General features: G+C 37.9%; 5 protein-coding genes. All 5 read left to right on the plus strand.

Features of this window, described 5'->3' with window-relative positions; all coding sequences use genetic code 11:
• Positions 1-1,061 precede the first annotated feature (1,061 nt).
• The 5 genes from CA2015_RS18285 to CA2015_RS18305 all read left to right on the plus strand — a co-directional run bounded on the left by CA2015_RS18285 (position 1,062) and on the right by CA2015_RS18305 (position 13,232).
• Positions 1,062-4,163, plus strand: coding sequence for a SusC/RagA family TonB-linked outer membrane protein (locus CA2015_RS18285; protein ID WP_084011884.1), 3,102 nt, complete (start codon positions 1,062-1,064; stop codon positions 4,161-4,163).
• Positions 4,164-4,168: 5 nt separating this feature from the next.
• On the plus strand, positions 4,169-6,016 hold the full coding sequence (locus CA2015_RS18290; protein WP_048643206.1) for a RagB/SusD family nutrient uptake outer membrane protein: 1,848 nt from the start codon (positions 4,169-4,171) through the stop codon (positions 6,014-6,016).
• Positions 6,017-6,224: 208 nt separating this feature from the next.
• Complete coding sequence (locus tag CA2015_RS18295) at positions 6,225-9,608, plus strand: VCBS repeat-containing protein (protein ID WP_240477837.1); 3,384 nt, start codon at positions 6,225-6,227, stop codon at positions 9,606-9,608.
• A 127-nt stretch (positions 9,609-9,735) separates the two neighbouring features.
• The gene (locus CA2015_RS18300) at positions 9,736-11,838 is read left to right on the plus strand and encodes a thioredoxin domain-containing protein (RefSeq protein WP_048643207.1); all 2,103 of its coding nucleotides are present in this window, start codon (positions 9,736-9,738) and stop codon (positions 11,836-11,838) included.
• Between the two features lie 140 nt (positions 11,839-11,978).
• Positions 11,979-13,232 (plus strand): DUF4185 domain-containing protein, encoded by a 1,254-nt coding sequence (locus tag CA2015_RS18305; RefSeq protein ID WP_053086707.1) that lies wholly within the window; start codon positions 11,979-11,981, stop codon positions 13,230-13,232.
• The last annotated feature ends 337 nt before the right edge of the window (positions 13,233-13,569 follow it).

The following is a 13,569-nucleotide window of genomic DNA, read 5'->3' on the forward strand; positions in this document are numbered from 1 at the left end:
ATAGTCAGGGGTGAAGCCTGTCCCGTGTTTACGGGAAGTGTTGCAATCGCAAGAAAATCAGGCTGTTTGGAGATTTTAGCATAGCACCGCTATGGTGAAATTGAAAACAGCAACGAAGTGGCTGATTTTTAAGCGATTTCAGCACGTAATAGAGTGTCTATTGCATATTTTGGGTTTAATCTAATCTATTTAGATTTAAATATAGAAACTGGTCGGTAGGATCCTCTAGAGGTTTTTATTGACCAGTTTTTTTATGGTATTAGTAAAGTGATTATCCAAATAGAATCAATCAGATTCAGCCACTTTTTAATTGTTGAAAATATTTTTTTTTAACAAAGGTCTTAATAACCAACTAATTATTTGATTTTGACCGTTCTCAACCTGTTTATATAAGGAATAGGTCCATTTGAAGTGTACCTATTATTGCTCTATTTTACCCTAAATGTGCGTAAAAATTAATATTTATTGACTTATTGACTATTTAATATAATTTTTTTTGTTAAAACTCTGTGAAAGTTAAAATAAGTTAATTATTATTCGTAATATTTAGTATTGTAACGAAGAATAAGTTCATTATCATTGAACTTTACCTATTTAATTTATAGAAAGGATTGAGTAGCTGATTAGGGTATTTTTTAAATTACTAACAATTGAAAAGAGATTTCCATTCTTTAGGAATGAATAGCTTTCAAGGCTTTATATAGAATTAGTTGTAAAAAAAACGAATTAACTTAAAAGTAAACCCAATGAAACAACCCAGGATGGCCAGAAGAGATGACTCTGACTGAAAATCAATTAATGCAATACACCCAATAGCCAAGTTTTTGAAGGATTTACTTTCTTCAAAACCTACTTACAGATTTTATTCATTGCCCAGATAAAAACATAGTTTAGGTAGAATTCCATTGATTATCATGGTTTCATGTAAATGGATTATTGAGTATTGCTTTTAGCATCAATAGAAAGGTTTGTCTCTTTAAATAGTTGACTAGACCTTTTTAGTTTACTTCTTATTAGAAGTCCAGTGCTCATGTTTAATAAATACTTAAACTATTTTAAAAATGACAAAGTACCTATTGAGGAATTTCAATCTATATTCCCGTCGCTGGTTATTGATTTTTTTCATTCTAATTATGGTCAACGCTAGTGCAATGGCTTTAGATGGTTTTCCAAACGAGAATTCGCCAACTGCAAAACAAGTATTTGACATCAATGTTACAGGAACTGTATTAGATGAAAGTGGACAGCCAATTCCGGGTGCAACAATTTCTGTTCCAGGCACAACTATAGGTACTGCCACAGATTTGGATGGAAAATATTCCATTTCAGTTCCGGAAGGCGCATCGTTGGTGTTTTCATTTATTGGGTTTCAAACCCAAACAATAGCAGTAGCCAATCAAACAACAATAAACATTGTGCTTTTAGAAAATGCCCAGGCATTGGATGAGGTGATTGTGGTTGGATATGGAACAGCAAAAAAGTCAGAATTGACAAATGCTGTAGTCCAGGCTTCAGGAGAAGACATTAAAAAGTCTTCGGCTGTTTCCCTTTCCAATGCACTCTCAGGTAAACTGGCAGGCCTGTATGTTAACCAACGAAGCGCCATGCCCGGCTTTGATGATGCCCAAATCTTGATTAGGGGGTTCAACACCACCAGAGACAATTCTGCACTAATAGTAATTGATGGTGTTGCTAATGCTGACCCCGATGGGCTAAATCGGCTGGATCCAAATGATATAGAGTCTATCTCTGTCCTTAAGGATGCTTCAGCCGCAATTTATGGTGCTCAGTCTGCTGGTGGGGTAATTTTAGTGACTACTAAGCGGGGAAAATCGGGAAAACCAACCTTTAATTTTTCTACAAGCCATTTGTTCCAATCCCCAACTACTCGTGTTAGGACTTCCAATGTTTTTGATTACATCAATGTTTTAAATCAGAGCCGGGCATTGGATGGTACGGCACCGGATTTTCCAGATGAGTTAATTCAGGCTTTTAGAAATGGAGACAGAAGAGCAGAGGACTGGTGGGAAGCACTGGTAGATCCTCCAGCAGTGATTGGTCGACAATCCCTCACCATGAGAGGAGGTTCTGATAAAATCAGGTATTTTACTTCTCTGGGAACGGTTTCGCAAGGTGGAATTCTTAGAGCTGATGACATTACTAAATTGAAACAATACAATATAAGAGCAAATCTGGATGTAACCGTCACGGATGATTTGGAGGTAGGGCTAGATCTTTCCTTACGAGAAAAATTTACCAGGTCACCACAGGGAGGATCCGGAGCGATTGGCGCTTTTGCTTCCACTAGCCCACTACAAGAAGCATATATTGATGGAGATTACAGGTATCCGGGAGAAGGATGGTCCCATTTAAATCCGGCAGCCAGATTATTGAGCCCTGGCTATCGTAAGTATACCAATGATGTGATTAATGGAACCTTCAGATATGAATACAAAATCCCATTCCTTGAAGGGCTCAGCATTGATGGGTTTGCTTCCATTGTCAAGACATTTAATTACAATAAATCCTTTGACTTTGTTTGGGATTATTATGAGAAAAATTCTCAAGGGGAAATTGTCAAAAGAACATCTCGTACAGTAGAAGACATTGGCTTACGGGAAGATTTTAACCAAAGTTCAAGGATCACCCTTAATTCGAAAATCAAGTACCTAACAACCATAAATGAAGTGCATAAAATCAATGGCTTCGTAGCCTACGAGCAGATGTCCTATGAGGATAATTTTTTCTGGGCACAACGACTGGGTTATGACTCCCCACAAATTGATCAACTTTTTGCAGGAAGTGAAAACCGGAGCAACTGGAACAATAGTGGTGGGGCTGGACAGAGTTCAAGAAGAAACTATTTCGGTAGAGTAAGCTATGATTACGCCAGTAAATATTTATTGGGTTTTAATTTCAGGTATGATGGTTCTCCCATTTTCCCTAAAGAAACAAGGTGGGGCTTTTTCCCTGGCGTTTCTGCAGGTTGGGTAATCAGTAATGAATCCTTTGTTTCAGATGAGCTTTTTAGCAATATAAAGCTTAGGGCTTCCTGGGGTCAATTGGGAAATGACCGGGTTAACCCTTTTCAGTACATAGGAAGATTTGGCTATGGTACCGGCTGGGTAGTGGATGGAAATGATGTCCGTGGAATAGCGGCACTGACCACACCAAACCCAAATATAACTTGGGAAGTATCAGAAACCACAGATATAGGACTTGAACTTGCTTTTTTGGAAGACAAGGTAACTTTTGAAACTGACATTTACAAAACCAAGACAAGCAATATTCTAGGAGCGCGACAAGCCTCAATACCTCAATATACAGGTTTGGTGCTACCAGATGAAAACATAGGGGAGATGGAGAGCCAAGGCATAGAGTTTCAATTGGGCTACCGTCAGTATCTTGGGGAAGTAAGCTTTAGAGTAAGTGCCAATTATTCTTACAATGACAATAAGGTAATCTTTTTTGATGAAGTTCCACAAGCTGAACCTTATCAAAAGCAGGAGGGAAGACAGTTTGGCTCTGAACTGGTCTACAAAGCGATAGGAATATATAGGAATCAGTCAGATTTAGATAACAACATCAACTATCCCAATGCTTCTTTGGGAGGGTTAATCTTCGAAGATTTAAATAACGACAATGTTATCGATGGGAATGACAGGTACCGATACAATACGAATCCATTTCCTAAATCCCAATTTGGGCTGACTTTTGGTTTCGATTACAAGACTTTTGACCTTACATTTTTGTTACAAGGGCAGGATGGAGGAAAGTTTCGACTTGACAATGGGTTTGATTCTGGAGCCAATGGAAACGGACTTGAATATGTTGCCAACAACAGCTATGATTTAAACAATACGAATGCATTATTACCCAGAATAAGACCTGTTGGTTTTGCAGCCAATAACAATGATTTCTGGTATCATACTTCAACCTGGATACGTTTTAAATCTGCTGAATTGGGTTATAGCATACCTGATAAAATTTCGGAAAAAATCGGTATTTCCGGAGCCAGGCTTTACTTATCTGGCGAAAATTTATTCCTTATTTATAACAGTTTGGAAAAGTTTGGTGCAGGAGATCCGGAATTTCTTAGTGGTAAGGGAGGGATTTACCCTAATATGCGCTCTCTTGGATTTGGACTTAACCTAACTTTTTAAATATTATGAAAGATAACATATATAAAATCAATATGATTAAGAGGTTAGTTATTCTAATTGTTTCCGGCTTTATTTTCACTTCATGCAATGAAAATCTCTTGGAACGCCAGCCTTTAGATGCAATTTCAGAAGAAAACGTATTTACGGATCCGGTGTTCTTACAAAATTATGTTTACAATATTTACAACGGAATAAAACCCCACTGGAGTCCAGGAACAGGTGGGTATATTGGCATGACGGATATTGCTGCATCTGCACCCGATACACACAATAGATCAGGAGGAATAAGACAATACTTGGAAGGAAATATTAATTCTGATAATGTTACGCAACTTACCAATATTTGGGCGGAGGAATACGACTACATTAGGAGGGCAAACATATTTTTTGAAAAGGTAGAAGATTCTCAAATCGATGAGCAGGCATTGAATAGAATGAAAGGGGAAGTGCATTTTTTGAGAGCTTGGATGTATTTTGAGCTGATCCGCACATTTGGTGGTGTGCCAATAATAACCAATAGCTTTAGCTTGAGTGATGAATCCTTTGATGTCAGCAGAAATAGTTATGAAGAGTGTGCGAATTTTGTTTTGTCTGAAACTGAATTGGCTATAGAGCTACTGGATGGGTATTCACAGGAGCCTGGCAAAATTAGTAAAAATGCTGCCTTGGGATTAAAAGCCAGAATGCTGTTGTATATGGCGAGCCCTTTAAACAATCCATCCAATGACATCTCCAAGTGGCAGGCTGCTGCTACGGCCAATAAAGCGGTAATAGACGCTGGCTATACTTTGCATCCTACCCATGAAGATTTGTTCAAGCAACCAGTTAAAACAGATGAAACTATCTTTGGGCGCTCTTTTACTGCAGGATCTAGGATTCCTGACTGGGGCTACAACTATGATTTTTGGCCTAGTGGCTTCGACGCAAGGCAGAGAATAATGCCAACTCAAACTTTTATCAATATGTTTCAGATGGCCAATGGAGAGTATCCATACCTTCCGGATGGTACCACAGTAAATCCTGCATCCGGTTATGATGAGCAAGAACCCAACAAAGACAGGGATCCAAGGTATTACAGTTATATTCTTTATCCAGGGGCTGGTCCTGTCAACATTATTGATGGATCCAAAAGTACCGTGAGGTTGTACGAGTATTGGGAAGATGCCAATCCAAATCCTGATAATTTACCTCCTTACCAAAACCCCAACAAAGTGGATCCCAATAACAATCAGGAATTGTTTGACTTTGGTAGAGATTCTGAAACCTATTGGGTCAAAGGACTAACGCCGTTTCATTGGAGGGTTCAAACAGGCTATACTTTTAGAAAACTTCTGGATTTTAATGGTCCAAGGGCAAGTTTTGACTTCGATTATAACCAGTTGATGATATTTATGAGACTTCCTGAATTTTATTTGAATTATGCTGAAACCCAGATTGCTTTGGGAAATGAGGAAGTCGCCAGAGAATACATCAATAAAGTTAGGCGCAGGCCTTCCGTGAATATGCCTGATATTGCCAGTTCTGGTACTGAGCTGATAAGGGATTATAAAAACGAACGGGCTGTTGAGTTGCATCTTGAAGATATTCATTTTTGGGACTTGCTAAGGTGGAAAGATGCACCTGGAAAAATAGACTTGTTCCCAATAAGAGGTTTGAGTAAAGTTACCATGGATTGGACAAATGCTGAGGAAGGAGATTTGTTAGGGAAATTAAATTTCACTTATGGCCCAATAGATGAAGTGGATCCGAGATTTCCATGGCCTGGTGATTATTACTATTTGTTTCCAATTCCAAGAGAAGAAATTCAAAGAAGTAACAATAGCATTACTCAGAACCCTGGCTATGGTGAATAAAATTTAGTTAATTTTAATAGAATATAACCACAGATTCAAATCAAAAAATTACAGATTTGAATCTGAGGTTATTTTATAATTTCTGATTATTTATTTTATCGTTTATTATTCTACCTAAAATAGTCAATCGACTTTCTGTTTGTGATTTTAGTTGGGGTTAAAATAATATATATTCTAGGTTTGGTTAATATTGGAACAAGAATTAATAATGAGTAAAACAATTATAGGTACTTCCTTTTCCCCAATGCTAAATAGAAAATTTAAAACAGGTCAATTATTGTGTATCACCCTTGGCCTTTTAGTGTTATTCAGTTGTAACAATACGACGGTAAAAAAGGAGGCACATTTATTCAATCAATTATCAAGCAAGACATCAGGCATTGGTTTCCAAAATATTTTGACAGAGAATGATTCGGTAAATTATTTCAATTACATGTACATCTATATGGGAGGAGGAGTGGCCATTGGCGACTTGAATAACGATGGCCTACAAGATGTTTATTTTACCGGTAATATGGTAGAAAACAAGCTTTACCTGAACAAAGGAAGCATGCAATTTGAAGACATAACCGAAGAGGCAGGAGTGGGAGGAGATGCCAGATGGGCAACAGGTGTGACCATGGGGGATGCCAATCAAGATGGCTGGCTTGACATTTATGTAAGTGTTTCGGGAAAATGGGAAACGACCAAAAACCTCCTTTATATCAATGATGCAAATGAGGGAGGGGTACCGACTTTTACAGAGTCAGCAGAAGCCTATGGCTTAGCAGACGAAGGAAATAGTACACAGGCTGTCTTTTTTGATTACGACATGGATGGTGACATGGACCTTTATGTGATAAATTATCCAATAGTTTCCTCTAGGACCAATATATTGGAGTTTTTAAGTTATAGGGACCTGGCCCCTTATCATCGCAGCGACAGGTTATACAAAAATGAAGGCAACCAGAAGTTTACGGATGTTACGATTGCTTCAGGATTGGCCAAATATGGCTTATCACTTGGCGTTTCAGTAGCTGATTTTAACCAGGACAATTGGCCGGATATTTATGTTTCAAATGATTTTAGCACTCCGGATTATTTTTTAATCAATAACAAGGACGGAACATTCACCGATGAAAACCTGAACCTTACCAACCATACCTCCTATTTTGGGATGGGGCTTGATGTTGGGGATTTCAATAATGATGGTTTATTGGATATTTATCAGGTTGACATGATGCCTAAAAGTTACCGTAGAGCCAAGGAAAATATGGACAGCATGGATCCGGAGCGGTTTTATAATATTGTGGACAATGATATGCACCATCAATATTCTATAAACACCTTACAAATGAACCTGGGGAATAATCCTTCGGGCTTGCCATTTTTTGCAGACATTGCCAAGTTTACAGGTTTAAGTGCTACAGATTGGAGCTGGGCTTCGCTGTTTGCAGATTTTGATAACGACGGTTGGAAAGATGTTTATGTTACCAACGGGGTTAGGAGAGACATCAACAATAGCGATTATTTTAGAAGTGATGAAGTGAAGAATTTTGAATCGGAAAACACCCTGAAACTAACATTGGAAATCCCCTCTGAAAAAATTGACAATTTTGCTTTTAAAAACAATGGAGATCTCACTTTTACAGATGTCTCTAAAGAATGGGGAATCAATTTTAATGGCTTTTCAAATGGTGTTGCCTATGCTGATCTTGACAATGATGGCGACCTGGACCTTGTTGTAAATAACCTGGATGATAAAAGTGCATTGTATGAAAACACTGCAAGTGATCAGGACTTAAACAATTATTTAAGAATAAAATTGAAAGGTCCAGAAGGGAATGCCTTTGGCATTGGCTGTAAAATATGGATTGAGGATGGATCGGAAATGCAGTTTCAGGAAATGTCTATGACACGAGGCTTTCAATCTTCCGTCGAACCTATTGTTCATTTTGGTGTAGGGAAGAAAGAAAATATTGCGAGGTTAAAGGTTTTATGGCCGGATGGGAAAGTACAGGTGATAGAAAATCAACCAGTTAATCAGGTACTTGAGCTGGCCCACCAAAATGCCCGTCAAAGCGGTGAACTTCAAGTTGAAAATCAGCCGAAGTATTTCAAAGACATTACCAAAGAAGTGTTGCTAGACCATAAACACGAAGAAAATAAATTCAATGATTTCCAATACCAGGTATTGCTTCCTCATAAAATATCAGAATACGGTCCTGCTTTGGCTGTAGCTGATATAGACAATGATGGTTTGGATGATTTTTATATTGGAGGGGCACACAATTTTGCAGGAAAGCTGTACCGTCAAAATGTTGACGGCACTTTCTCAGAAGTGTCTGAAGATCTTTGGAAGGCAGATAAAATGCAGGAAGATACAGGAGCTGTTTTTTTTGATGCCAATGGGGATGGACTATTGGATTTGTATGTCGTATGCGGAGGGAATGAGTACAGGGCAGGAGATCCGTATTATCAAGATAAATTTTACCAAAATAAAGGGGATGGTGTATTTGAGAAAATGGCACAAGCGCTCCCGGAAATGCGTGCAAGTAGTGCTGTGGTGGAACAAGCTGACTACGACAATGATGGTGACTTGGATTTATTCGTCGGAGGAAGGGTTAGTCCACGAGCCTATCCGAACGCGCCAAAAAGTTATATTCTGAGAAATGAAAGCAGTTTATCCACGGTAAAATTCATTGATGTAACGGAGGAGATAGCACCAGCTTTAGATGATTTGGGAATGGTCACACAGGCCAAATGGATAAATCTCGATGGGGACGCATTTAAGGACCTGATGTTAGTAGGTGAATGGATGGGGATTACCTATTTAAAAAATAAGGAAGGTAAATTTATCGACCAAAGCGAAGCAATGGGAATTGGTGAAGCCACAGGTTGGTGGTCTGGATTAGTGATGGATGATTTTGACAAAGATGGTCTGGATGATTTTATTGTAGGGAATTTAGGGAAAAATTATAAATACCAGGCTTCAGAAGAATCCCCATTTAGCTTATTTGCCTACGACTATGACAATAATGAGCAACAAGATCTGGTGCTAAGTTATGTGGATAAAGAACAAGGTATAAATGTGCCTGTCAGAGGCAGAGAGTGTTCTTCACAACAGATACCTGCAATAAAGGCAAAATTTAAAGATTACCACTCTTATGCAACGGCTAGTTTGGAAGACATATATACGACAGATCATTTAGAAAAATCTACCCATTATCAGGTGAAAAGCTTTGCCCATTATTATATGAAAAACTTGGGGGATGGACGCTTTAAATTATCAATGTTAGACAATTTTGCTCAGTTGGCTTCTATAAATGCCATGGTGCCCATGGATGTGAATAAGGATGGGAATTTAGATGTTGTGTTTGCTGGAAATCTATATGGGTCGGAAGTTGAAACTCCTAGAAATGATGCTTCATATGGTGGACTTTTGTTGGGAGATGGGAGGGGAGATTTTAAAAGCCAAATGCCTTATGAAAGCGGTTTATTTGTAAAAGGAGAAGTGAAAGATGCACAGAAAATTACATTGGCTGGAGGGGCAGAAGGGATTCTTTTTGCAAAAAATAACGGTTATCTTCAACTAATTAAAGTAAACCCCTAAACAGATCTTATCCCAAATGTATATTAGTAAAGCTATTACATAAATTGTTTGTAGATACAAATTGAAGAGATGGATGTGCAAATCTAAAGTTTCGAACTTATACCCTTTTAGTTACACCAAAATAGGTATGATTAAGGATTTTCCTGTGCTGACAATTCTTTGTTTACTCTTTTTATTAGGGTTAGCGGCATGTAGTCAATCCAAGCATGAAAATGACAACCATGCGCAAACCAACGCCTTGGTAAATGAAACTAGCCCATATTTATTACAGCATGCTCACAACCCCGTAGACTGGGTTCCTTGGAGCGAAAAGGCATTAAGTATAGCAGAAGAACAAGACAAACTTGTAATTGTAAGCATTGGTTATTCCTCTTGCCATTGGTGCCATGTGATGGAGAAGGAAAGTTTTGAGAATGAAGAAATCGCAGCATTTATGAACGAAAACTTCATTAACATTAAAGTAGACAGAGAGGAAAGACCAGATGTGGACATGGTGTACATGACAGCACTTCAATTGATGAAGGGGAGCGGAGGATGGCCGCTAAATGTGGTCACTTTGCCGAATGGAAAACCATTGTATGCTGGCACTTATCATAGCAGAGAGGAATGGCAGGAGGTATTGACGCAGGTAAGGGATTTCTATCTAGAGAACCCAGCCAAGGCAAGTGAATATGCAGAAAGGGTTGCCAATGGGGTAAAGGAGGCAAATCAGATCCAAGTAGTGCATGATCAAGAAGAATTACCTAAGGAGATAGCAAAGGACATTGTGAAGCAATGGAGGCCTTTGTGGGACACTGTCCATGGAGGGGATCAGGGGCAGCAAAAGTTTATGATGCCTTCCAACCTTGATTTTTTAATGAATTATATTGCATTGGAAGGAGATGAAGAAGCCAAGGTACATATAAAAAAATCGCTAGATAAAATGGCTATGGGTGGGATCTATGACCAGATAGGGGGAGGATTCTTCCGATACAGTACGGATGAGGAATGGAAATATCCACATTTTGAAAAAATGCTTTACGACAATGCTCAAATGATAAGTATTTATTCAAAAGCCTTTCAAATATTTAAAAGCCCGCTCTATAAGGAGGTAGTTATAACCACTATTGATTTTCTGGAAAGAGAAATGAAAGATGAAGCTGGCGGATATTTTGCGGCATTGAATGCAGATACGGATGGGGAAGAAGGTAAATATTATATTTGGAATCAGGAGGAGCTAGCCCAAACCCTCGGAGAGGACTATCCCCTATTTTTCTCTTATTATGCCATTAATCCAAAAGATGTAGGAGAAAATGGAAATTTGGTATTGTACCGTCATGAAAGTGATTCGCTATTTTCGGAAGGCAATGGACTGACTAAAAATGATTTAAATGTTCTAAAAAATCGATGGAAAACATTATTGCTGGAAAAAAGGGCGCAAAGAACCAAACCCGATATTGACGATAAAATTATCACTTCCTGGAATGCTTTACTAATTAATGGCTATTTAGACGCTTACTTCGCTTTTGAAGACCATCGTTATTTAGCACGTGCCATTGAAGTTTTTCACTTTATCAATAAAAACTCTTTAGAGAACCTGCAACTGATACATTCTTACAAAAAAGGAGGTCGTAAATTAGAAGGTTTTTTGGAGGATTATTCCTTTATGGTAAATGCTTTAATAAAATTATACAGCGCTACCATGGATACTAGTTACCTGGAAAAAGCTGAAGCGCTGCACAAAGAGGCCAATCAGCTTTTTGAGGATGAAGCCTCAGGTTTATACCGTTATAATCAAAACAATGTACTTATTTCAACACTGATAAACACCCATGACGGAGTCATGCCTTCACCAAATGCTGTAATGGCTGAAAATGGCTTTTTGCTTGGTCATTTATTATATGAACCTAAACTTATAAAAAAGTCAAAGAATATGAGCTCTACCATATTGCCCCTGACAACGGAGAATCCATCAGGTTATGGTAGGTGGAACAATCTTTTGATGAATCATACCTATCCATTCTACGAAATAGCTGTAGTTGGGGAAAATGCAAAGAATTTGTTATCCTCTCTTCAAAAAGCCCACTTGCCCAATACTTTGGTGGTGGCTAGTCCTTCAGAAAGTTCACTGCCCTTGTTCTTAAATAGGTATGTAGATAAGGAAACCTATATTTATGTTTGTCAAAACAATACCTGTAATTTGCCTGAAACAGCTCCTGAAATTGTGATAAACCAATTGAAAATACACTAGTATATTAGGGAATTAATTAACAATCTGATTTGTGGCATTTGATTCTAAATTGATAGCAAGTTTTTTGGTTGATTAGGGTTAAATCACTAGTGATCCAATTGGAAAAGTTTTAATATCTCCTATTAAATAAATCGCGGAAAATGAATTTTAGCAAAAAAATATTTGATCTGGTTTTTGACTTTAGAAAGTTTGAATTCTCCGGTATTTTTTTGCTTTTAATGGCATTTAGTTTACTTATGACAGCATGTGCAGTTTATAAAGTGAAAATCAAATTAGCACCTCCTTCCATAAGTGAAATAAAATATTCTGTTTCAGAAGCAGCGGATTGGAACGATCTGTTTATACGCAATAATGGATGGTTTGGCGGAGATGGAATTTTCACCCTTTCACTAGACGGTTTGGACAGCGTCAATACTGCTGCCGAAAGCCAAACACTTGTGTTATTTAGTGATAGTTTAATAGGCGAAATCAAGGATGGAAAAGTTGATTCAACCTTTCAGATGATCAACAATTCTGTGGCGATAATCAAAGGAGCAGCGCCATTGGACACTGCGGTATCTTTTCATTGGGACGAAGATGAAAATGGAATGCCCAGGTCTATTTTTATACCCAATACAGTTGCTTCAAAACCTGGAGAATATTTCTGGCTCGGAGATGGTTTTGTTAATGATGAAAAGAGAAATGATATTTATCTTTTTGGGTACCGGATCCAAACAACAGATGCTGAAGTTTTCCCATTCAAGGAAGTTGGAAATGTATTAATTGTTATTCCTGAGGGGAGTAAGCCTCCTTTTTCCGATCATCGGCAAATTGACACTCCTTTTTATATGGAAGGGAGTCCTGAGGCCACAGGTTCTTTCGGTGCAGGAGTTTTGGTGAATACCCACAGTTCTGGAGCAGTTAATCCTGATGGCTTTGTGTACATATATGGTGTTAAAGGCGTAAAAAAAGAAGTTCTGGTGGCCAGAGTAAGACCTAAAGACATTGAGAAATTCGCTTCATGGAGGTTTTGGGATGGAGTCGATTGGCAAAAAGAAATGCTAAAGGCGAGTCCTATCGCTGACCGTGCCTCCAATGAGCTAAGTGTTACGCCTTTAAAAGATGGAAGGTACGCTATGGTTTTTCAAAAAGATGCCATTGGGACTGAAGTTGGGTTGAGGTTGGGCTTGTCTCCTGTAGGCCCTTTTGGACCTATTATACCTGTTTGGGATGCTGCAGATGACCTTAAAGATGGTATCCAATTGATTAGTTACAATGCCAAAGCCCATCCCCATTTGTCCCGACAAAATGAGTTGTTAATAAGTTATAACATCAATTCATTTGATTTTTTTCCAGCAATTAAAAAACAGCCGCACCTTTACCGACCACGATTTATTCGGTTAAAATTTGAATAAGCCAGAATTTTGATGGGTGCAATGAAAAATCCTAACTTCATTTCACCTAACCCTAAAGGGGCTGAGTTCAATTTTTTAACCTAATCAAAGATTACTAATTACTTAAACAAAACTCTTCAAATAATATTAATAGTACAATAGCTTAAATTTTTTTAACAATACGTAGTGTTAATAAGTAATTAGGTGAATATTTCTTTTAGTTTTTAGCAAAATAATTAAAATATACATTGAAATGTAGTTTTATTGTTTTAAATTTAATAGGATTCAGGAAGGTGAATTTATATCAATTTCATTATTTAGACCACTTATTATTGTAAGCTAATGTTTTAAGAAAATT

The organism is Cyclobacterium amurskyense, assembly GCF_001050135.1.
In the GTDB taxonomy this organism is placed as follows: Bacteria; Bacteroidota; Bacteroidia; order Cytophagales; family Cyclobacteriaceae; genus Cyclobacterium; species Cyclobacterium amurskyense.

What these genes read in the sequence shown, in the direction of transcription:
- CA2015_RS18285 (WP_084011884.1), top strand. Translation starts at nt 1,062, where the DNA reads ATGACAAAGTACCTATTGAGGAATTTCAATCTATATTCCCGTCGCTGG.
- CA2015_RS18290 (WP_048643206.1), top strand. Translation starts at nt 4,169, where the DNA reads ATGAAAGATAACATATATAAAATCAATATGATTAAGAGGTTAGTTATT.
- CA2015_RS18295 (WP_240477837.1), top strand. Translation starts at nt 6,225, where the DNA reads ATGAGTAAAACAATTATAGGTACTTCCTTTTCCCCAATGCTAAATAGA.
- CA2015_RS18300 (WP_048643207.1), top strand. Translation starts at nt 9,736, where the DNA reads ATGATTAAGGATTTTCCTGTGCTGACAATTCTTTGTTTACTCTTTTTA.
- CA2015_RS18305 (WP_053086707.1), top strand. Translation starts at nt 11,979, where the DNA reads ATGAATTTTAGCAAAAAAATATTTGATCTGGTTTTTGACTTTAGAAAG.